We start from the raw sequence: 21,037 nt of genomic DNA, 5'->3' as shown, positions 1-21,037 counted from the left end.
GAGGGAATCTGAACACCCTCTGCCCTATGGGGAGAGGGCCGGGGGGAGGGGCATCAGGCCGCACAAGGCTTACTTAACCGTCCAGCCTTTATAATTGCCGACGTTGCTCTTATCGATCATCGTCACCGGGATCAGCACGGGCTCTTTCGGCGCGGGTTTGCCCTGTAATATGTCATAGCCGATCTCAACCGCTTTCGCCGCCATGACCTGCGGATCTTGCGCCGGGGTGGCGATAAACAGGGAGTTTTCGCGCTTCAGCGCCTCTTCGGCATCCGGCGAACCATCGACGCCCACAATAAAGAACTCATTACGTTGCGCCTGTTTTGCTGCCAGATCGGCACCGATCGCGGTCGGATCGTTGATGGCAAACACGCCGTCGATCTTCGGATTGGCGGCCAGCAGGGAGGTCATTACCTCCAGCCCACCGTCACGGCTGCCTTTGGCGTTCTGGTTCCAGGAGAGCACTTTAATATCCGGGTGGCGCTTGAATTCAGTCTGGCAACCTTCCACGCGGTTTTGTACCGCAGAGACCGGCGGTCCGTTGATGATCACCACGTTGCCTTTGCCTTTCAGGCGGTCGGTGATCAGCTTACAGGCCATCTCACCGGCCTGGGTGTTGTTGGAGGTAATGGTCGCATCGGCACCCTCTGCCGCGACGTCAACCGCCACCACCACGATCCCGGCGTCTTTCGCGCGCTTCACCGCCGGGCCGATCCCTTTTGAATCCGCGGCGTTAAGAATGATCATATCGACCTTCGCGGCGATAAAGTTATCAATCTGAGAAACCTGCTGGCCGAGATCGTAGCCGCTGGACACCAGCGTCACTTTCACGTTATCCCCCGCCAGTTTGCGCGCTTCCAGCTCCGCGCCTTTGGTGATCTGCACAAAGAACGGGTTGGCCAGATCGCCCACCGTCACGCCGATGGACTTCAGCTCTTTGGCCTGGACAAACGGACTTGCTGCAAGCAGTGCGCCAGCACAGAGCGCGGTAACTAATGGCTTTAATCTCATGCTGTATTCCTCACGTAGGGTTTTCCCGTCATCCTTCTGGCCGCAGATGCGTTGGCTGCGCGCATTCACCCGAATCACTGACGACAGTCAGCGCATCGGGATTCATACACTTGCCGCCTTCCTGCGACCAGAATGATTCAGGGAAATATTGTTGTTATGCACTTTGATGGTGTCGGGTACGGTATTTGTCGATCAGCACCGCAATGATGATCACCGCCCCTTTGATCACCAGTTGCCAGAAATAGGAGACGCCCATCAGCGTCATGCCGTTGTTAAGGGTGGCGATAATCAGCGCGCCTACCAGCGTGCCGGTGATGGTGCCGATCCCGCCGACAAAGCTGGTGCCGCCGAGGATCACCGCCGCGATGGCGTCCAGCTCATAGCCGGTGCCGAGGTTGCCGTTGGCGCTGTACAGCCGCGAGGCGCTCATCACCCCGCCGAGGCCCGAGAGCAGGCCGCTCATGCCGTAGACAAACAGCAGCACCAGCCAGACCTTGATGCCCGTTAAGCGCGCGGCCTGCATGTTGCCGCCTACCGCGTAGATATGAACCCCGAGCGTGGTGCGGCGCAGGATGAACCAGCAGACCGCGATCACCGCGAGGGCAATCACCACCAGCCATGGCACCGGCCCGAGATAGTTATTGCCGATCCATTCAAAACTGATGCTGGAGTTGATCACCGTGGTGCCGTCGGCGAGCAGGTACGCCGCGCCGCGCAGCGCCGTATAGGTGCCGAGCGTGACGATAAAGGGCGGTAGCCCGGCAAAGGCCACCAGCGCCCCGTTAAAGGTGCCGAGCACCAGCCCGAGCATCAACGCCGCTGGCACCGAGAGCATGGACAACTCCGGCATCAGCGAGACCACCATCGCCGCCACCGCGGTGGTACCCAGAATCGAGCCGACCGAGAGGTCGATACCGCCGGTCAAAATAATGAAGGTCATCCCCGCCGCCAGCACGATGTTGATCGACGCCTGGCGGGTAATGTTCAGCAGGTTGCTTTCGGTAAAGAAGTTTGGCGCGATAAAGCCAAATACCGCGACAATCAGGATCAATATCGGCAGGATACCGATGGTTTGCATCAGATCGCCCATCAGCATTTTTTTGGCAGAGGCCGCTTTGGCCACCTGTTGCGGAGTGTTTGGTTGCGTCATGATTATACCGCCCGATGATGAGAGTCGTTAACGCCGGTCGCCAGCGTCATGATGTTTTCTTGTGTGATATCGGCCCGATGGAGTTCACCGGCAATGCTCCCTTCGCGCATGACATACACGCGATCGCTCATGCCGACCACTTCCGGCAGTTCGCTGGAGATCATCAGGATCGCCACCCCTTTGCGCGCCATCTGGTTCATGATCCGGTAGATCTCGCTTTTGGCACCCACGTCCACGCCGCGGGTCGGCTCGTCGAGGATCAGAATGCGTGGGCTGATCGCCACCCAGCGGGAGATGAGCAGCTTTTGCTGGTTGCCGCCGGAGAGACCGCCCGCCCGCACCTGGGAATGCGGGACGCGAATATTGAGCAGGGCGATGGCGTCATCGGAGATGGACTGCGCTTTTTTGCGATTCAGCATGCCAAAGGTGGCGTCGCGCTCCAGCGTCGCCATGGTGATGTTCTCCTGTGCCGCCAGTTCCAGAAACAGCCCCTGCTCCTTGCGGTTTTCGGTTAAAAAGCCAATCCCGTGGTCGATGGCGGCGCGCGGGGAGTGGATCACCACCGGCTCGCCATCCACTTCAATCATTCCGCCCGTGGCCTTACGCACACCGAAAATCAGCTGCGCCAGTTCGGAACGTCCGGCACCTACCAGCCCGGCAAGGCCGACGATTTCGCCGGAGCGCACCTGCAGGCTGCAGGGCTGCACTTTGCCGCCGTCGGTCAGGTGGTGGACGTTCAGGCGCGGGCTGCCGAGCGGGATATCGCGCTCTTTGTTGAACAGATCGCTCAGTGGCCGCCCGACCATCATCCGCACCAGTTCAGAGGCGTTGAGCTTGTCGCGGGTCAGACTGCCGACGTACTGCCCGTCGCGCAGCACGCTAACCCGGTCGGATAACTCATAGACTTCGGCCATGCGGTGGCTGATATAGATGATCGCCATCCCTTCGTCGCGCAGGCGCAAAATCAGCTCGAACAGACGGTGGGTCTCGCGTGAGGAGAGGGCGGCGGTGGGTTCATCCATTACCAGAATGCGGCTGTTGCGGTGCAGCGCGCGGGCAATTTCCACCTGCTGCTGCTCGGCGATGGTCAGCTTCATCACCAGGTCGGTGGCTTTGAAATGGGCGCCAAGACGATCGATCACCGCCTGCGCCTGGGCCGCCATCTCTTTGCGCTGCACCAGCCCACCGCGTGACAGCTCGCTGCCAAGGAAAATGTTCTCTGCCACGGTGAGGTTAGGGGCGAGCTGCATCTCCTGATAGATCAGGGTGATACCAGCCGCCAGGGCATCTTTCGGGCCTTTGATGTTAAATGGCTTGCCGTCGATCAGGATCTCGCCGCTGGTGGCGATGTAGGCCCCGGCGAGGATCTTCATCAGCGTGCTTTTTCCGGCGCCATTTTCGCCCATTAAGGCGTGGATCTCGCCGGGGTAGACCGTCAGATCCACACCCTTCAGCGCGTGAAAGCTGCCAAAGGTTTTGGCAATGTTGCGCATCTCTAAAACCGGGGTTCTGCTCATGGCGGATCTCCTGTGACGTTCGATATCCGCACTTCATCACATCCCGGTAAATGCAAAATGTCAGAAGTCGTTCATATTTGTCATAGTTATGAATAGTTAATGTGGATCACAGTTACGCCACTGAATCGCTTTCTCCCCTCACCCCGGCCCTCTCCCCAAAGGGGAGAGGGAGTAACGGTTCCCTTTCCCCTTTGGGGAAAGGGCGTACAGTCCACTCTGGCCTGTGGGAAAAGGGGGCTGTTCCCTTTCTTCTTTGAGGAAGGGTGTAACTGTTCACGCTCTCCTTTGTGGAAGGGGTTAACTGTTCCCTGTTCCCTTTGGCGGGGAGTCACTGTTCCCTCTCCCCTTTGGGGAGAGGGTTAGGGTGAGGGGTAAGAGCCTCAAACCGCACAGGAGCTGACATAAATGCCCTCACGCCGTCCCCCCTTCTTCGCCAGTGCACGTGGTCGCCTGCTGATCTTTAATCTACTGGTAGTAGCGGTAACCTTAATGGTCAGCGGCGTGGCGGTGCTGGGCTTCCGCCATGCCAGCCATATCCAGGAGCAGGTACAGCGTCAGACGCTGGACGACATGACCGGCAGCATGAACCTGGCGCGTGAAACCGCCAACGTGGCGACGGCGGCAGTCAGGCTATCCCAGGTGGTAGGGGCGCTGGAGTATAAAGACGAAGCCAACCGCCTGAAACAGACCCAGACGGCACTGGTTCACGCGCTGGAACAGTTGGCCGATGCGCCACTGGCGCAGCAGGAGCCAGCCCTGGTGAAGAGGATCATCCAGCGCAGCAATGCGTTACAGCAAAGCGTGACCGGCATGCTGGAGCGCGGGCAGCGACGCCACCTGGAGCGTAACGCCCTGCTCAGTTCGCTCTACCAGAGCCAGAGCTATCTTCGCCATCTGCAGGACATTAACCGTCGCTACGCCAGTAACCTGCCCGACGCCCGGCTGCTCAGTGAGATGGACCGGCTGATTGCCGCCGCCATCGAAACCCCCTCGCCGCGCGCGACTATTCAGCAGTTGGATACGGTAACGGCGATGCTGCCCCGCCAGGCCATACAGCCTGCGGTGAGCTTCGTGCTGCCCGATTTCAACGCCGAGCTGAACAAGCTCGGCCCGCTCTCCGGGCAGCTGGAAGAGAGCGATCTGGCGATCAGCTGGTATATGTTCCACATCAAGGCGCTGGTGGCGATCTTAAACAGCGATATCAATCAGTATGTGGAGCAGGTGGCGCAGGCCTCCCGGCAGCGCACCGCCGAGAGCCATCAGGAGCTGCGCTCGATCAGCGTCTTTATCACGGTATCTGCCGTGCTGGCGCTGATCATCACCGCCTTTGCCTGCTGGTATATCTACCGCAACCTGGGCACCAACCTGACCGCCATCTCCCGGGCGATGTCGCGGCTGGCCCACGGCGAACAGGATGTCTCGGTGCCTGCGCTACAACGCCGGGATGAGCTGGGCGAACTGGCCCGGGCATTTAACGTCTTTGCCCGTAATACCGCCTCGCTGGAGCACACCACCCGGCTGCTGAAAGAAAAAACCTCGCAGATGGAGGTGGATCGCCTCGAACGTCAGGGGCTGGAAGAAGCGCTGCTGCACAGCCAGAAGATGAAGGCCGTCGGGCAGTTGACGGGCGGGCTGGCGCATGATTTCAACAACCTGCTGGCGGTGATCATCGGTAGCCTGGAGCTGGCCGATCCCCATTCGCCGGATGCCCCGCGCATCGGCCGCGCGCTGAAGGCCGCCGAACGCGGAGCGCTGTTGACCCAGCGTCTGCTGGCGTTTTCCCGCAAGCAGTCCCTGAACCCGCACGCGGTGGAGATGAAGCCCCTGCTGGAAAACCTGGCCGAGCTGATGCGCCACTCCCTGCCTGCAACGATTGTGCTGGATATCGAAGCGCAAACCCCGGCATGGTCCGCGTGGATTGACGTCAGCCAGCTGGAAAACGCCATCATTAACCTGGTCATGAACGCCCGCGATGCAATGGAAGGGCAAAGTGGGACGATCAAAATTCGCACCTGGAACCAGCGCGTGACCCGCAGCGACGGGCGCAGGCAGGACATGGTGGCGCTGGAGGTGATCGACCACGGCAGCGGGATGTCGCAGGAGATAAAGTCCCGGGTCTTTGAACCGTTCTTCACCACCAAACAGACCGGGAGCGGCAGCGGGCTGGGGCTGTCGATGGTCTACGGCTTTGTGCGCCAGTCCGGCGGGCGGGTAGAGATCGAAAGCGCGCCGGGGCAGGGCACCACCGTGCGGCTGCATCTGCCGCGCGCCACCCTACAGGCGTTACCCGCGCCGGAAGCAGGGGCAACCACCGCCTTGCCGCCAGGCGACCGGTTGGTGCTGGTGCTGGACGATCAACCCGACGTCCGGCAGACGCTGTGCGAACAGCTGCACCAGTTGGGCTACCTGACGCTGGAGGCCGAGACCGGCGAACAGGCGCTGCAGATGCTGAATGCCTCTGCGGATATTGAGATGTTTATCAGCGATTTAATGCTGCCCGGCAATCTGAGCGGCGCCGAGGTGATTCAGCATGTGCGCCAGCATTTCCCGCATCTGCCGGTGCTGCTCATCAGCGGTCAGGATCTGCGTCCTGCGCATAACCCGCAACTGCCGGACGTGGCGCTATTACGTAAACCCTTTACCCGCGAGCAGCTGGCGCAGGCGCTGCAAAAAGCGGTCAGAATTTGAGATTCCTCCGCTACTCGCGCTACCTGCCGTTCATTACCGTAAAGCCAGCTCAACCGCTGTGAGACTGGCTTTATGAAACGTTACTCCACCGCTCTGTTATTTGGTCTGCTCTCTTTAACCAGCCAGCTGGCGCATGCCGACATCGTAGATGAGGCGATTGGCAATATTCAGCAGGCGATCAACGACGCTTATAATCCTAACAGCAGCCGCAACAATGATGACGATGACCGATACGATCAGCGGCGTCAAAGCGACAGCCGACAGTATGACGATCGCCGCAGACAGCTTGAGGACCGGCGTCAGCGTCTGGATGAGCGGCAGCGCCAGTTGGATGAAGACCGGCGTCGCCTGGAAGATGACGAACGGCGGTTAGAGGATGATTACGATCGTTAAGTACGTGTGGCCTGATGCCCTGACTCCGGCCCTCTCCCGCTGGGCTGAGGGCTCCCCACAAAAAATAGGCTCGGTCGGGCCCCTCTCCTGATACTGGCACGGTCAGCTCCCGCTCCTGATACTGGCACGGTCGGCCCCCTCTCCTGATACTGGCACGGTCGGCCCCCTCTCCTGATACTGGCACGGTCGGCCCCCTCTCCAGATATTGGCACGGTCGGCTCCCTCTCCCCTTTGGGGAGAGGGTTGGGGTGAGGGGAACATGCGGCTCAGGTGGTGGTTCCGTTCACCTTAGGTTCTGCACTTCTCTGCCAGCCGCGTCACCCGTGAATGTGGCTCCCTCTCCCCTTTGTGGAAAGGGTTGGACTGAGGGATCCCCCATAAAAAATGGGCACAGTCGGCTCCCTCTCCCCTTTGGGGAGAGGGTTGGGGTGAGGGGAACATGCGGCTCAGGTGGTGGTTCCGTTCACCTTAGGTTCTGCACTTCTCTGCCAGCCGCGTCACCCGTGAATGTGGCTCCCTCTCCCCTTTGGGGAAAGGGTTGGACTGAGGGATCCCCATAAAAAATGGGCACAGTCGGCTCCCTCTCCCCTTTGGGGAGAGGGTTGGGGTGAGGGGAACATGCGGCTCAGGTGGTGGTTCCGTTCACCTTAGGTTCTGCACTTCTCTGCCAGCCGCGTCACCCGTGAATGTGGCTCCCTGTCCCCTTTGGGGAAAGGGTTGGGCTGAGGGATCCCCCATAAAAATGGGCACGGTCAGCTCCCTCTCCCCTTTGGGGAGAGGGTTGGGGTGAGGGGAACATGCGACTCAGGTGGCGGTTCCGTTCACCTTAGGTTCTGCACTTCTCTGCCAGCCGCGTCACCCGTGAATGTGGCTCCCTGTCCCCTTTGGGGAAAGGGTTGGACTGAGGGATCCCCCATAAAAAATGGGCACAGTCGGCTCCCTCTCCCCTTTGGGGAGAGGGTTGGGGTGAGGGGAACATGCGGCTCAGGTGGCGGTTCCGTTCACCTTAGGTTCTGCACTTCTCTGCCAGCCGCGTCACCCGTGAATGTGGCTCCCTCTCCCCTTTGGGGAAAGGGTTGGGCTGAGGGATCCCCCATAAAAAATGGGCACGGTCGGCTCCCTCTCCCCTTTGGGGAGAGGGTTGGGGTGAGGGGGAACATGCGACTCAGGTGGCGGTTCCGTTCACCTTAGGTTCTGCACTTCTCTGCCAGCCGCGTCACCCGTGAACGTGTGAAGAGGGCTCGCCGCCGCCCCCTTCACAATCCCGGCTCCCGGCAAAGAAAATCGCCGCGTCGCGGTGCACTCAGCTTATTCCTCCAGGCTTTCGGGTCGGGCACCAGCCTGCATCCCTGCAGGCTATGCCCTCTCGGCGCGTCCCTGCGCCTCGCCCCGGCCTTCCGGAAACGCTTCGTCGATTTTCAGCCGGACAGGGGAGTCGCTGTAAGTCGTTTAAAATATTGTGATTATTTTATTGCTTTAAGGGCAAATGACTGGGGATCCCTCAGCCCACGGGGAGAGGGAGAAACCTTAATCCAGCATCAGTACCATCCCGTCATACCCCGCCTCGATTCCCTCTGGCAGCGGGTTGTCCATCATCCACACGTCAAACTGATGGCTGATATGGGTCAGGATCACCTGTGGACACCCGATCACCGCGTTCAACGCAACAACGGTATTCAAATCACAATGGTTGCGCGGCGTCTCGTCCCGCGGCTCGTGGCTGCAGTCAATCACCATCACCTGCGGGTGGTTGTTAACTAAAAACTTCACCGTTTTCTCCGGCAGCCCGGCGGTATCAGAAAGCCAGGCCACCCGGCTGTAGGCGCTCTCCAGCAGGTAGCCAAACGTCAGCTTCGAATGGTTGAGCGGCAGCGGCGTGACCCGCAGGCCCTGGAGTTCAAACACCACGAATGGCTCCAGCGTATGGCTAAAGTCGAGGATGCCAGGATGTTTAAACAGATCGTCGCAGCCCGCCTCGTCCGGCGGGCCGTATACCGGGATGGTCGCCCCCACGCCCCAGCGCAGCGGGAACAGCCCCTGGACATGATCCATATGGTAGTGAGTGAGCAAAAACTGCTGAAAACTGCCCGCGGGCCAGTCGTCCATCAGGTGGGGGATCCCCGCATCCAGCAGCGTGATCGCGTCGTTGAATTTGACCACCGCGCTACAGGGACGGCGACGATAGTCGTCCTGCAAACGCGCCCGACGGCAGGCCGGACAGTCGCAGCCAAAAGCGGGCACCAGCTGGGCACCGCCGGTGCCTGTTAACGTAATGGTCAGACTCATAGCGTCCCCTTACAGCGGTTTGGTGAAGCGAAAATGGCTCTGTGTGTACCCTTCACGAAGGTAAAAGCGGTGCGCGTCGAGGCGCTTTACGCTGGTGGAAAGCTCTGTCATCTCTGCGCCAGCCTGGCGCGCAAATTCCTCGGCCCAGGCCAGCAGCTGGCTACCCACCCTCAGTCCCCGCGCCTGCGGCATGACGACCAACTCCTGAATTTCGCCGATCCAGTTGGCATGATGCAGATGAAACTGCATATGCAGGCCGATCATGCCGATAATGTGTCCATTCTGTTCGGCCAACTGGTAACGCATGTTGTGATCCAGCAGGTTGGCCGCAAAACCGGCGTGAAAAGCCGATCTGTCCAGCTCGGCCTGTTTTAGTTCGCAAATCAGGCCGTATACCGCGTCAACGTCCTCCGCAGTGGCGGGACGCAACTCACACTCAGGCATGGTTTTTCTCCTTCTGGTGGATCAGTGAAAGAAAGTTATCGACGGACTGAAGCAAACTGCCGTCGTTATTCAGGACAGGGCAGTGGGACGGAGTGTAGCGCGCGGCGCGCTCCAGCCGCAGGTCGATCTCTCTGGCGTTCTCCCGGCCACGGCGTTGCAGGCGCTGGCGCAGAATGTCTGGCGACACCTGCAGGCAGACGGGCAGCAGCGCCCCGGCATAACGCGCCTGAGCCTGTGGAAGATGCGCGCGCGAACCGTTCACGACCACATCAAACCCCGCGTGTAGCCACAGGTCGATCTCCAGGCCCACCCCATAATAATAGCCGTTAGCGTGCCAGCTCAGGGCAAACAGTTGCTGCCCTGCGCGGGTAAAAAACTCTGGCTCGCTGAGGGCGATGTGGTTTTCACTCCCCGCGCTGGCGGGGCGGGTAATGTAGCGATGCGCCACCAGCAGCTGCGGGTGTGTCTGCTGGCGCAATGCTGCCAGCAGACTGTCTTTACCGGAGCCGGACGGCCCCATTAACCAGATCACTCTTCCCATCAGAACACCCGTTTTCCCTGACGCCAGACGTGGTCGATATGAATATGCTCGCCTTTGCGGTGCGCCAGCACCAGGTCCGCGCGTTTGCCTTCGCCAATCACCCCGCGATCGTGCAGGTTCAGGGCCTGCGCCGGGTTTTTTGTCACCAGACGGATCGCCTGCGGCAGGGTAAAGCCGTTCCCTGTATCGTCGGCCACCCGGAACGCCGCATCCAGCAGGCTGGCGGGATAGTAATCGGAGGAGAGAATGTCCAGCAGCCCGAGCGATGCCAGCGAACTGGCCGCCACGTTGCCGGAGTGCGATCCGCCGCGCACGATGTTAGGGGCACCCATCAGGACGTTCATCCCGTGCTGGCGGGACGCTTCTGCGGCCTCAAAGGTGGTGGGGAATTCGGCGATCACGCTGCCGAGCTGGTGTGATTCCAGCACATGATCCGCCGTGGCATCGTCGTGGCTGGCCAGGGCGATGTGGCGCTCCCGGCACAGCGCGGCAATGGCCTGGCGATTGGGCTGCGACCAGCGGGCGGCCAGCGCCAGTTGCTCCTCTTCGTAGCGCGCCATCTGCTCGTCATTGAGAGAGTATTTTCCCTGATAATATTCGCGGTACTTTTCGATATTGGCGAACTGGCGCTGGCCGGGGGAGTGATCCATCAGCGACACCAGGGTCACCGGCTCGCGGCCTACCAGCTTCTCGAACAGCGGCAGGGTGGTGTGATGGGGTAGCTCGCAGCGCAGATGCAGACGATGCTCGGCGCGGTTGAGGCCGCGTTTTTGCGTCTCTTCCACGGCGTTGATCATCTTCTCCAGATTCTCCAGACGGTCGCCGCCGTCGCGCACGTCGCCAATCGCCACCGCGTCCAGCACGGTGGTGATCCCGCTGGCGACCATCATCCCGTCGTGGCTACTCATTGCCGAGTGGGCCGGCCAGTCCACCTTTGGCCGCGGGGTGAAGAATTTGTCCATGTTGTCGGTGTGCAGCTCAATCAGCCCCGGCAGCAGCCAGCCGCCGTCGCCGTCCATCGCCTGTGGCGAGCGGCTCGGGGTTTCGGCAAAAGCCCGAATGACGCCGTCCTGAACCTCGATGGAGCCGTCAACGACCTCGTTTTCCAGCACCAGTTTTACGTTGTTTACGATCATGCGGTGATCCCCATCGGGTGCAGTCGATCCGCCACGCGATCCCGCACTGCATCGTCGTGGAAGATCCCGACGATCGCCGCGCCGCGCGCTTTGGCCTCTTCGATCAGTTCAATGACCGCCGCGCTGTTTTTCGCATCCAGCGAGGCGGTCGGTTCATCGAGCAGTAAAATCGGGTAGTCGACGATAAAGCCGCGGGCGATGTTTACCCGCTGCTGCTCGCCGCCGGAAAAGGTCGAAGGGGCGAGATGCCACAGGCGCTCCGGTACGTTGAGACGCGTCAGCAGGCTGGCAGCTTTGGCGGCGCAGGTCTCGCGCGGTACGCCAAGATCCAGCAAGGGCTGCATCACCACTTCGAGCGCCGGGACGCGCGGGATGACCCGTAAAAACTGGCTCACCCAACCGATGGTGGTGCGCCTGACATCCCGCACCTTGCGCGCTGGGGCCTGCACCAGATCCACCCATTCATCGCCGTGACGGACATGAATGTGCCCTTCGTCAGGCAGATAGTTGGCGTACAGGGAGCGCAGCAGCGTGGATTTTCCACTGCCGGAGTGGCCGTGCAGCACCACGCATTCGCCATTGTTGACCTCCAGAGAGGCATTTTGTAGCACCGGCAGGCGGACGCCGTTTTGCTGGTGGAGCACAAAGGTTTTACTGACGTTTTCTACGCGGATCATAATAGGTTCCTGGGTCCGATTGCCGGGTAAGCCACAGCCGCCACCCGGCAAAAATCAGTTCTGCAATACCGATGACACCAGCAGCTGGGTGTACGGATGATGGGGATCGTCGAGCACGCGGTCGGTTAGCCCACTTTCCACCACCTCGCCGCTCTTCATCACCAGCAGGCGGTCTGCCAGCAGGCGGGCAACGCCTAAATCGTGGGTGACAATGACCACGGCCAGGTTCAGCTCCACCACCAGACCGCGCAGCAGATCCAGCAAACGCGCCTGAACAGACACGTCCAGCCCACCGGTGGGTTCATCCATAAACACCAGCTTCGGATGCGTGACCAGGTTGCGGGCGATCTGCAGCCGCTGCTGCATCCCCCCGGAGAAGGTGGTCGGCAGATCATCGATGCGCGAGGCCGGAATTTCCACCTCTTCCAGCCAGTGCTGGGCGGTGGCGCGGATGTTGCCGTAGTGTCGCGCGCCGGTCGCCATCAGCCTTTCACCGATATTGCCCCCCGCCGACACCTGACGGCGCAGGCCATCCATCGGATGCTGATGCACCACTCCCCACTCGGTGCGCAGCAGGCGGCGGCGGTCGGCCTCGCTCATGCCGTACAGCGACTGGTCTTCATATAAAATCTCGCCGTTCTGCGGGGCCAGACGCGCGGAGATCGCCTTCAGCAGGGTGGTTTTGCCGGAGCCGGACTCGCCGACAATCCCCAGCACTTCGCCCGGCCACAGGTCGAACGATACGCCGCTGAAGCCTTTGCCCGGCGCATAGAGGTGGGTCAGGTTATTGACCGAAAGCAACGGTTTCATTGGCTGAGGGCCTCGCTCTGTTGGCGGCAGTAATCCGTGTCGGAGCAAACAAATATCCGCTTGCCCGTGTCATCCAGTACCACTTCATCGAGATAGCTGTGTTTCGATCCGCAGATGGCGCACGGCTCGTCCCACTCCTGTACCGTAAACGGGTGGTCATCGAAGTCGAGGCTCTCGACCCGCGTGTAGGGCGGCACGGCGTAAATACGCTTTTCGCGTCCGGCCCCGAACAGCTGCAATGCGGGCATCATGTCCATCTTCGGGTTATCGAATTTCGGGATCGGGGAGGGGTCCATCACGTAGCGACCGTTGACCTTCACCGGGTAGGCGTAGGTCGTGGCGATATGGCCGAAGCGGGCGATGTCTTCGTACAGCTTCACCTGCATCACGCCATACTCTTCCAGGGCGTGCATGGTGCGGGTTTCGGTTTCGCGCGGCTCGATAAAGCGCAGCGGCTCCGGGATCGGAACCTGGAAAATCAAAATCTGATCTTCGGTGAGTGGGGTTTCCGGGATGCGGTGGCGGGTCTGGATCAGCGTGGCGTCTTCGGTGCGCTCGGTGGTGTTCACCCCGGTAACGCGCTGGAAGAACTGGCGGATCGACACCGCATTGGTGGTGTCGTCGGCGCCCTGGTCGATGACCTTCAGCACGTCCGCTTCGCCAATCACGCTGGCGGTGATCTGAATACCGCCTGTGCCCCAGCCGTAAGGCATCGGCATTTCACGCCCGCCGAACGGCACCTGATAGCCAGGAATGGCCACCGCTTTGAGGATGGCGCGGCGGATCATGCGTTTGGTTTGTTCATCCAGATAAGCAAAGTTATAGCCGCTGAGGTTAGCCATTTTTGCGCTCCCGTTGCAGACGTTTCAGTAGCTCCAGTTCAGCCTGGAAATCGACGTAATGCGGCAGCTTAAGGTGCGAGACAAACCCGGCGGCCTCCACGTTATCCGCGTGGGCCAGCACAAACTCTTCGTCCTGCGCCGGGCCGCTGATGTTCTCGTCATAGTCCGGGGCCTGGAGGGCGCGATCCACCAGCGCCATGGCCATGGCCTTGCGCTCGCCCATGCCGAATACCAGCCCGTAGCCGCGGGTGAAGTGCGGCGGCTCCTCCTCTGGGGCGATAAAGCCATTCACCATTTCGCATTCTGTCATCAGCAGTTCGCCGACGTTCACCGCAAATCCCAGCTCTTCCGGCACAATCTCCACATTGATATAGCCGCTGCGAATTTCACCGGCGAACGGATGGTTACGCCCGTAGCCGCGTTGGGTGGAGTAGGCCAGCGCCAGCAGATAGCCCTCGTCACCGCGCATTAACTGTTGCAGGCGCGAGGCCCGCGAGCAGGGATAGACCGGCGGGGTGCGGGTGATGTCGTCCGGCTCGTCGCCGCGATCTTCCTCTGCTTTCGCCAGCCCCTGGTTTGCCAGCAGGCTAAAGACGTGCGGGGAGGCGGAGGATTGCGCCTCGCTGCTGTTCAATTGCGGGGCTTCGCCATTCGCCAGCAGGGTGAAATCGAGCAGGCGGTGGGTGTAGTCGTAGGTGGGGCCGAGCAGCTGACCACCGGGGATATCTTTATACACTGCCGAAATGCGCCGCTCGAGGCGCATATCCGCCGTATTCAGCGGCTTACTCACCGCCAGCTTTGCCAGCGTGGTGCGGTAGGCGCGCAGCAGGAAGATGGCTTCGACGTTATCGCCGCTGGCCTGTTTCAGCGCCAGCGCCGCCAGCTCGCGGTCGGCAATGCCGCCTTCGGTCATGACCCGGTCGACGGCAAGGTTGAGCTGCTGTTCTATCTGGGCGACTCTCAGCTCGGGAAGCTGCTCATCACCCCGGCGTCTGTGTTCCTGCAAGGCATGGGCGGCGGCGATCGCCTTCTCGCCCCCTTTGACGGCAACGTACATCAGCACACCTCCACATGGGTGGTGCGCGGGATCGCCAGCAGGCGTTCGCCGCAGGTTAACAGCAGGTCGATCCCCAGCGGGAACGGGTGCGGGCGCTCGGTCAGCTCATGAATAATGCACTCCGGCAATTGCGGGGCGACCATCCGCTCCTCAGCGATCCCGGCGCCGGTCAGGCGCAGCATGCGGCCACCGCTCAGGCTCGGCACCTGCAAAATCAGGGTGGCGCTGGTCTCCGGTGCCACGGCGCTGCCTTCGCTCAGGGCGTTAAGCTGCTCGTGGCCGATCTGCTCGTCAGCGACGGCGAACACCGCCAGCTGGGGTTGATCCACCAGCGGGGCGCTGGTGTGAAAACGCAGGTTCGAGCTGACGATATCGTTACTAACCGCGCCCGACAGCCAGACCGGGGTGTCGTTGTCGGCCAGCGTCAGCAGCACGCTGGTGGTGGCGAGGTTCAGCGGCTGCCAGCCGTGTTTTAACTGGTGCAGGGAGACGATCACCCCCGGTTCGCTCATCGCTTTCAACAGACGGCGAAAACTGTGTTGGGCATCCTGCACGGCAAGGGTAAAAGCGGGTTGAAGGGTCATGCGTTGTCTCCGCGAACGAGCGTAAAGAAGTCGACCCGGCTGGTGTTCACCTCGGCCTGACGCGCGGCAAGGCGTGCGGCGCGGTCGGCTTCCAGCGGGGCAATAAGGGTTTCCATCAAGGTCTGGAAGTGAGGCGCCTCCTGCAACAGGGCATCCACAACAGCGCACTGCTCGGCATGCGGTTTGTTACGCCCGAGCAAATAGCTGTAGCCGAGCGTGCCGCTGGCGAGGCGCACCACGGCACGGGTCAGGGTGGCGTCACCGGCAAAGTAGCGCGCTCCGGTGCCGCCCATCCGCGCCTGGATCTGCACCAGCCCGATTTCCGGGGCGCGGATGAGTTCGTAGTCCGGCGTCAGGTTGAGCGCCGAAAGACGGGCCTGTAACGCCGCAGGCTGGCTGTGGGCCAGCACGGCCATCCAGTGCTGGCGGGTGGAGGTATCGAAATGCATTCAGTGCTCCATGGTGAATTCAATCATGTCGGCGCGGGTCAGGCTGACGGAGTACTCCGTCGCGTCGATCTCGCCGTCACGGTGGTTGAGGGTGCGCACGCAGAGCAGGGGGGCCATGTTAGGAATTTCCAGCACCTTGCTCTCTTTGGCCTGCGCGCGGCGGGCGCTGATGCGCGTCTGGGTGCGTTTCAGGGCGACACCGGTGGCCTCGAACAGAAAGTCGTGCAGCGAGCCGCTGGAGAAGTTTTGCAGCACCGGCCAGAGGGCCATATCCGCGAAGTAGTGGTCGATCTGGCATACCGCCACGCCGTTCACCCGGCGCAGGGTGCGTAGGTGGATCACGTTATCGCCCTCCTTGATCCCCAGCGCATCGGCGACGTGGCTGGAGGCCGGACGCAGCACCGAAAGCAATTTTTCGCTGGTGGGGTGACTGCCCTGATCCAGCAGGTTCTGGCTGAAGCGTGCCTGGGCGTTGAGCGGGTAGTCGAATGGGCGCATCAGCACCAGCACGCCAACCCCCTGCCGACGCTGCACCCAGCCGCGCTCGACCAGCTGATCGATAGCGCGGCGCAGGGTGTGACGGTTCACTTCATAGCGGTCGGCCAGCTGCTGCTCGGCGGGGAGGTAGTCCCCGCAGCGGTAATGGGTACGCAGCTCCACTTCGAGTTTTGCCGCAATCTCTTGCCAGCGGGTTGGGTAACTGGTCGGATGTCTGGATAAGTGCATACAAATCAAAGCCTCGCTTCTCAGATGAAGTGCTTACGCAAACGTTGAGAAAGGAAATCCAGCAGGCTGACCGTGATGATAATGAGCACCATCAGGGCACAGGTTTGCTGGAACTGGAAACCGCGAATCGCTTCCCACAGGGTGACGCCAATCCCGCCAGCGCCGACCATGCCCACCACCGTGGCGGAGCGTACGTTGGACTCAAAGCGGTAGAGGGAGTAGGAGATGAGCAGCGGCATCACCTGCGGCAGGACGCCGTAGAGGATCTCCTCCAGCTTGTTGGCCCCGGTAGCGCGAATGCCTTCGACCGGGCCTGGCTCAATGGCTTCCACCGCCTCGGAGAGCAGCTTGGAGAGCACGCCGGTGGTGTGGATGAACAGCGCCAGCACCCCGGCGAACGGCCCGAGACCGACGGCGACGACGAACAGCATCGCAAAGACCATTTCGTTGATGGCGCGGCAGGCGTCCATCAGGCGACGCACCGGCTGGTAGATCCACCAGGGCACGATGTTGTCTGCGCTCATCAGGCCAAAGGGAATGGAGAGCACCACGGCCAGCGCGGTTCCCCAGACGGCGATTTGCAGGGTGATGGCCATTTCGCCGAGGTAGTCCTGCCACTGGCTAAAATCTGGCGGGAAGAAGTCGGCGGCGAAGGTCGCCATGTTGCCGGAATCCTGAATCAACGTGAGCGGGGCCATTTCGGCCCCCTTCCAGGAGATAACAAGGACCGCCAGCAGGATGGCCCAGCTGATCAGCGAGAACCAGCTGCGCTTCGGCGGTGGGACGGTGATGGTTTGCATGTTGGCTCCTTTGTGCGTTCTTCCTCTCCTTGTGGGAGAGGGCCGGGGAGAGGCATTAGCGTGCGTACTTTCCCCTCACCCTAACCCTCTCCCCATAGGGGAGAGGGGACTGTTCGGTGCGGTTTTTTACCCTCAGCCCATAGGGGAGAGGGGACTGCTCGGTGCGGTTCTTTACCCTCAGCCCATAGGGGAGAGGGGACTGCTCGGTGCGGTTTTTTACCCTCAGCCCACAGGGGAGAGGGGATTGTTCGGTGCAGCTTTTACCCTTTTCCCATAGGGGAGAGGGGACTGTTCGGTGCGGTTTTTTTACCCTCAGCCCATAGGGGAGAGGGGACTGTTCGGTGCAGTTTTTTACCCTCAGCCCACAGGGGAGAGAGGACTGCCCGGTGCAGTTTTTTTCCCTCAGCCCACAGGGAGAAAGGCCTGTCGGAGCCTTTTTTACCCTCTCCCCTGGGGGGAGAGGGCAGGGTGAGGGGTGTAAAAGTGTTACTGCACTGCTTTATTCACGCTGGTCATCGCGCCCAGCGCGGCGGTCAGACGGTCGAGATCGTCCAGCTGCGCCTGAATTTCAGACATCTTGCTGCTCTTCTCTTCGTCCTTCAGGCCCTTGTTCTCTTTCACGCCCTGGATCTGCTTGAACAGCGCCAGCTGGCGAATCGGCACCAGTTGCAGGTCGCTGGAGGCGCGGAACGGTGCCCAGCCCAGGCGTTCCAGTACGGTCTTCTCTTCGGCGGTTTTGCCGTAGTTCATAAAGAAGTCGTACACCTTGTCCTTGGTGCTTTCGGAGAGGTTTTTACGCCACACAATCGGGTCGCCCGGGATCAGTGGCGATTTCCAGATCACCTTCAGCTCTTTCAGCTTGTCCGGGGCGGAGGTTTTCAGCTTGTCGAGGTTTTCAGTGTTGTTGGTCGCAACGTCCACCTGCTTGTTGGCGACGGCCAGGGCGTTGGTTTCATGCCCGGCGTTGACCGTGCGTTTGAATTCGCTGGTGGAGACGTTGTTTTTGGCGAAGACGTAATAACCCGGGACCAGGTAGCCCGAAGTGGAGTTCGGGTCGCCGTTGCCAAAGGTGAGGTCTTTACGTTTGGCGAGCATGTCGTTGAGGTTGTTGATCGGGCTGTCTTTGTTGACGATCAGCACGCTCCAGTAACCCGGGGAGCCGTCGGCGGCTACCGTCTGGGCAAAGACCTGGCCGTTAGCGCGATCCACGGCTTCCATTGCCGAGAGGTTGCCGTACCAGGCGATATCGACTTTGTTAAAGCGCATCCCCTGGATGATGCCCGCATAGTCCGGGGCGAAGAAGGCGTTCACTTTGATCCCCAGTTTGCTTTCCATGTCTTTCAGGAAGGGTTCCCACTGCGGCTTCAGGTTCTGCTGTGATTCCGTCGAAATGATGCCAAAGTTCAGCGCCTTTTCTTGCTCCTGTGCAAACGCAGGGTTCACCAGGGTGCTAAGGCTGAACAGGCTGGTAAAGGCCAGCGCGGCAACGGCTTTGTAGCTCATCTATATTCCTCACGTTGACATTGTTCCAGGCTATTTCACTTGCCAGCCTGGTCTTTTCGGGTTTCGTTACGCAGCCTGCGCGTTTTCTTCGACGCGAGTAATGCTGCGGTAGAGATGGTCAAAACGGTCGTTATCAAACTGATGGCTGGCGCCATCAAAGAACACGTGCCCCTGTCGCAGGGCGACGATGCGCTCGCAGTAGCGCAGGGCGTAATCCACCTGATGCAGCGTCACCACAATGGTGATGCCGTCTTTCTGGTTAATGTCGTGCAGGGTTTCCATCACGATGCGGGCCGACTCGGGATCCAGCGAGGCAATCGGCTCATCGGCGAGAATGATTTTGGCTTTCTGCATCAGCGCCCGGGCAATCGCCACGCGCTGCTGTTGTCCACCGGACAGGGTGGAGACGCGCTGGTGGGCGAAGTGGGCCATCCCGACGCGGGTCAGCGCTTGCAGCGCTTCCTGTTTTTGCGCGGGGGAGAACCAGCGCAGGCAGGTGCGCCAGAACGGGGTGCTGCCGAGCGCGCCGATCAGCACGTTTTCCAGCACCGTCAGGCGGTTCACGAGGTTGAACTGCTGGAAGATGTAGCCGGTCTGCGCGCGGCTTTTACGGATATCGCTCGCCAGACGGCCGGCGCGCTGCACGGTATTGCCCAGCAGCTCCACGTGGCTGTCTGATGTTTTATCGCAGGTGATAAGGCCGCTTAAGTGGCGCAGAAGAGTCGATTTACCTGAACCGAATGGCCCCAGCAGCGCTACCATTTCGCCCTGCTGGACGGTCAGATCAACGGCATGCAGGGCCTTATTGTGATGGAAGGTCTTGCTCAGTTTCTCGACGCGGATGACGGTTTGCATGGATGAGGCCTCGATTCAAATGTGGCCTCATGCTGGCGGATCTATGTGACGTTTAGGTTAAGTGTTGGTTGCAAGGATTTGAAGAGTTGACGTGAAAGCGATGACAGGCGAGCGCGAGCGCCCGCCGCCGGGATTAGGGCTGTTTAACGACGTTGATCATCCAGGGTACGCCGTATTTATCGGTCACTTTGCCGAAGCCGTGCGCCCAGAAGGTCTCCTGCCAGGCCATGTCAATGTTGCCGCCTGCGGCCAGGTTATCGAACCAGCGCTTGCCTTCGGCGACATCCTGGGTGTCGAGCACCAGCGTAAAGCCGGAGTAGGTGGCATTACCGCTGAGCGTACCGTCGCTCATCATGATGTCGCTGCCGGCGATGCGGACGTTGGAGTGGGCGATAGCGGAGTCCGGGAAGGACATGCCGGACGGACAGCCCTCTTCGCTATTGTCGTCTTTGGGCATTTCGCCGAAGGTGATTTTATAAAGGAGTTCAGCGCCGACGGCCTGCTGATAGAAGGCGGTAGCCTCTTCGCAGTTACCGGCGAACGAGATGTAGGGACTTAACGGCATAATCGTTACCTCAGGTAAAGAGAAGCCCGTTAAGTGTAGTTCGGTATTTGTTGGCCGGATAAGCGTAGCGCATCCGGCAAAAGCGCCCGGCGTCGCGTCGCTTGCCGGGCCGACAAAAGAGGGATCAGTTCTTTTTCACGAACTCGGATTTCAGCTTCATTGGGCCAAAACCGTCAATTTTGCAGTCGATGTTGTGGTCGCCTTCAACCAGGCGGATGCCTTTTACTTTGGTGCCGATCTTCAGCATCGACGAACTGCCTTTGACCTTCAGATCTTTAATGACGGTGACGTTATCGCCGTCGGCCAGCAGATTGCCGTTGGCATCTTTAACGATCAGCTCATCGCTCTCTTGCGCAGGTTCTGCGTTGTTCCATTCGTAAGCGCATTCCGGGCAAATGAACATACCGTTATCTTCGTAGGTATATTCAGAGTTGCATTTAGGGCAGTGTGGCAGTGACATGGTGTTCTCCTCAAATAGTGCGAACCGGCGGCAATCAGGCCCGCCAAAAATCGACAGGTTGTCGAAAAAGGCGGCAAGTATAACGCATGTCCTTACAGTTGTCGGTGACATTATTTTTCGCTTTTGACGAAAAAAAGTCTTTTCAATGACACCCTTTGTCAGTGACTCAGGCGATGCTAGCGGTCAGACGCAGGCGAGAAACGCGCCTGATTAAAAGCGACAATATTTTATTGCGGCAAATTGATACGCCGTGCTATTTCAGATAAGGTTAAGGCGCTAATGATATTTAACTTACTTGCTTTAATAGCCATCCCCGGTCTGCAAGGGATGTTTTGCCCCTCATTTTTGGTGGGTAACAAACCATGGTTTTTCCTGACGTTTTTAAAAATTGAGCTACGCTCTTAATCTTTCGGTTTCCCTGACCGAAGGAGCGTACTTCGCTGCGTTAACCGTTAAAAGAATATATTTTCACTGTTGCTACAGAATTATATGGCTTCGAACATATTTACAACACGTAATCATATAAGCCGATCCTTCATTCTT

The 21,037-nt window shown here is 60.1% G+C and carries 21 protein-coding genes; 2 read left to right on the top strand and 19 right to left on the bottom strand.

Annotation, left to right across the window (positions count from 1 at the left end; translation table 11 throughout):
- Nucleotides 1-69: 69 nt before the first annotated feature.
- The 3 genes from C3F35_RS10160 to C3F35_RS10150 form a co-directional block, all read right to left on the bottom strand.
- Nucleotides 70-1,011 (bottom strand): ABC transporter substrate-binding protein, encoded by a 942-nt coding sequence (locus C3F35_RS10160; protein WP_059308932.1) that lies wholly within the window; start codon nucleotides 1,009-1,011, stop codon nucleotides 70-72.
- Between the two features lie 154 nt (nucleotides 1,012-1,165).
- The gene (locus tag C3F35_RS10155) at nucleotides 1,166-2,161 is read right to left on the bottom strand and encodes an ABC transporter permease subunit (RefSeq protein ID WP_032616052.1); all 996 of its coding nucleotides are present in this window, start codon (nucleotides 2,159-2,161) and stop codon (nucleotides 1,166-1,168) included.
- 2 nt (nucleotides 2,162-2,163) lie between these two features.
- A complete protein-coding gene (locus C3F35_RS10150) occupies nucleotides 2,164-3,678 on the bottom strand; it encodes a sugar ABC transporter ATP-binding protein (protein ID WP_032616054.1) in 1,515 nt (504 codons plus the stop codon).
- A 405-nt stretch (nucleotides 3,679-4,083) separates the two neighbouring features.
- On the opposite strand from C3F35_RS10150, the gene C3F35_RS10145 reads away from it, so the two are divergent.
- Together C3F35_RS10145 and yjdP are read left to right on the top strand one after the other, a co-directional pair.
- Entirely contained in the window at nucleotides 4,084-6,366 is a 2,283-nt protein-coding gene (locus C3F35_RS10145; RefSeq protein WP_077226948.1) for a hybrid sensor histidine kinase/response regulator, read from the top strand.
- 72 nt (nucleotides 6,367-6,438) lie between these two features.
- Nucleotides 6,439-6,759: a DDRRRQL repeat protein YjdP gene (gene yjdP, locus C3F35_RS10140; protein ID WP_032616058.1), complete on the top strand. Its 321-nt coding sequence runs from the start codon at nucleotides 6,439-6,441 to the stop codon at nucleotides 6,757-6,759.
- A 1,527-nt stretch (nucleotides 6,760-8,286) separates the two neighbouring features.
- Here the strand turns inward: yjdP and phnP are convergent.
- The 16 genes from phnP to C3F35_RS10055 form a co-directional block, all read right to left on the bottom strand.
- Complete coding sequence (gene phnP, locus C3F35_RS10135; RefSeq protein ID WP_103793095.1) at nucleotides 8,287-9,045, bottom strand: phosphonate metabolism protein PhnP; 759 nt, start codon at nucleotides 9,043-9,045, stop codon at nucleotides 8,287-8,289.
- A 9-nt stretch (nucleotides 9,046-9,054) separates the two neighbouring features.
- Nucleotides 9,055-9,489, bottom strand: a complete 435-nt coding sequence (phnO, locus tag C3F35_RS10130; protein ID WP_059308930.1) for an aminoalkylphosphonate N-acetyltransferase — start codon at nucleotides 9,487-9,489, stop codon at nucleotides 9,055-9,057.
- Nucleotides 9,482-10,033, bottom strand: a complete 552-nt coding sequence (phnN, locus tag C3F35_RS10125) for a ribose 1,5-bisphosphokinase (protein ID WP_103793096.1) — start codon at nucleotides 10,031-10,033, stop codon at nucleotides 9,482-9,484. Before phnN ends, phnO begins: the two co-directional genes overlap by 8 nt.
- Nucleotides 10,030-11,166, bottom strand: a complete 1,137-nt coding sequence (gene phnM / locus C3F35_RS10120) for an alpha-D-ribose 1-methylphosphonate 5-triphosphate diphosphatase (protein WP_103793097.1) — start codon at nucleotides 11,164-11,166, stop codon at nucleotides 10,030-10,032. The genes phnN and phnM overlap by 4 nt, the downstream gene beginning before the upstream one ends.
- Entirely contained in the window at nucleotides 11,163-11,843 is a 681-nt protein-coding gene (phnL, locus tag C3F35_RS10115) for a phosphonate C-P lyase system protein PhnL (RefSeq protein WP_032616075.1), read from the bottom strand. Before phnL ends, phnM begins: the two co-directional genes overlap by 4 nt.
- A 54-nt stretch (nucleotides 11,844-11,897) precedes the next feature.
- Nucleotides 11,898-12,653 (bottom strand): phosphonate C-P lyase system protein PhnK, encoded by a 756-nt coding sequence (phnK, locus tag C3F35_RS10110; protein WP_032616077.1) that lies wholly within the window; start codon nucleotides 12,651-12,653, stop codon nucleotides 11,898-11,900.
- A complete protein-coding gene (gene phnJ / locus C3F35_RS10105; protein WP_103793098.1) occupies nucleotides 12,650-13,495 on the bottom strand; it encodes an alpha-D-ribose 1-methylphosphonate 5-phosphate C-P-lyase PhnJ in 846 nt (281 codons plus the stop codon). Before phnJ ends, phnK begins: the two co-directional genes overlap by 4 nt.
- Entirely contained in the window at nucleotides 13,488-14,552 is a 1,065-nt protein-coding gene (locus C3F35_RS10100; RefSeq protein ID WP_103793099.1) for a carbon-phosphorus lyase complex subunit PhnI, read from the bottom strand. Before C3F35_RS10100 ends, phnJ begins: the two co-directional genes overlap by 8 nt.
- Nucleotides 14,552-15,136 carry a phosphonate C-P lyase system protein PhnH gene (gene phnH / locus C3F35_RS10095; RefSeq protein WP_032616083.1) on the bottom strand — a complete coding sequence of 195 codons (585 nt, stop codon included), beginning with the start codon at nucleotides 15,134-15,136 and terminating at the stop codon, nucleotides 14,552-14,554. The genes C3F35_RS10100 and phnH overlap by 1 nt, the downstream gene beginning before the upstream one ends.
- The gene (gene phnG, locus C3F35_RS10090) at nucleotides 15,133-15,585 is read right to left on the bottom strand and encodes a phosphonate C-P lyase system protein PhnG (RefSeq protein WP_059308924.1); all 453 of its coding nucleotides are present in this window, start codon (nucleotides 15,583-15,585) and stop codon (nucleotides 15,133-15,135) included. The genes phnH and phnG overlap by 4 nt, the downstream gene beginning before the upstream one ends.
- Nucleotides 15,586-16,311, bottom strand: a complete 726-nt coding sequence (phnF, locus tag C3F35_RS10085; protein WP_103793100.1) for a phosphonate metabolism transcriptional regulator PhnF — start codon at nucleotides 16,309-16,311, stop codon at nucleotides 15,586-15,588.
- A gap of 20 nt (nucleotides 16,312-16,331) precedes the next feature.
- Complete coding sequence (gene phnE / locus C3F35_RS10080; protein WP_032616090.1) at nucleotides 16,332-17,111, bottom strand: phosphonate ABC transporter, permease protein PhnE; 780 nt, start codon at nucleotides 17,109-17,111, stop codon at nucleotides 16,332-16,334.
- A gap of 486 nt (nucleotides 17,112-17,597) precedes the next feature.
- Nucleotides 17,598-18,614 (bottom strand): phosphonate ABC transporter substrate-binding protein, encoded by a 1,017-nt coding sequence (gene phnD / locus C3F35_RS10070; RefSeq protein WP_103793102.1) that lies wholly within the window; start codon nucleotides 18,612-18,614, stop codon nucleotides 17,598-17,600.
- Nucleotides 18,615-18,680: 66 nt separating this feature from the next.
- Nucleotides 18,681-19,469, bottom strand: coding sequence for a phosphonate ABC transporter ATP-binding protein (gene phnC, locus C3F35_RS10065; protein ID WP_103793103.1), 789 nt, complete (start codon nucleotides 19,467-19,469; stop codon nucleotides 18,681-18,683).
- 133 nt (nucleotides 19,470-19,602) lie between these two features.
- Complete coding sequence (gene yjdN / locus C3F35_RS10060) at nucleotides 19,603-20,034, bottom strand: VOC family metalloprotein YjdN (RefSeq protein ID WP_103793104.1); 432 nt, start codon at nucleotides 20,032-20,034, stop codon at nucleotides 19,603-19,605.
- 124 nt (nucleotides 20,035-20,158) lie between these two features.
- Nucleotides 20,159-20,494: a zinc ribbon domain-containing protein YjdM gene (locus tag C3F35_RS10055; protein WP_032616100.1), complete on the bottom strand. Its 336-nt coding sequence runs from the start codon at nucleotides 20,492-20,494 to the stop codon at nucleotides 20,159-20,161.
- Nucleotides 20,495-21,037: the final 543 nt, after the last annotated feature.

The organism is Leclercia sp. LSNIH3 (assembly GCF_002935105.1).
Classification (GTDB): Bacteria; Pseudomonadota; Gammaproteobacteria; order Enterobacterales; family Enterobacteriaceae; genus Enterobacter; species Enterobacter adecarboxylatus.
Note: the sequence above shows the minus strand (reverse complement) of the source record. Positions and strands in the feature narration are given on the sequence as shown.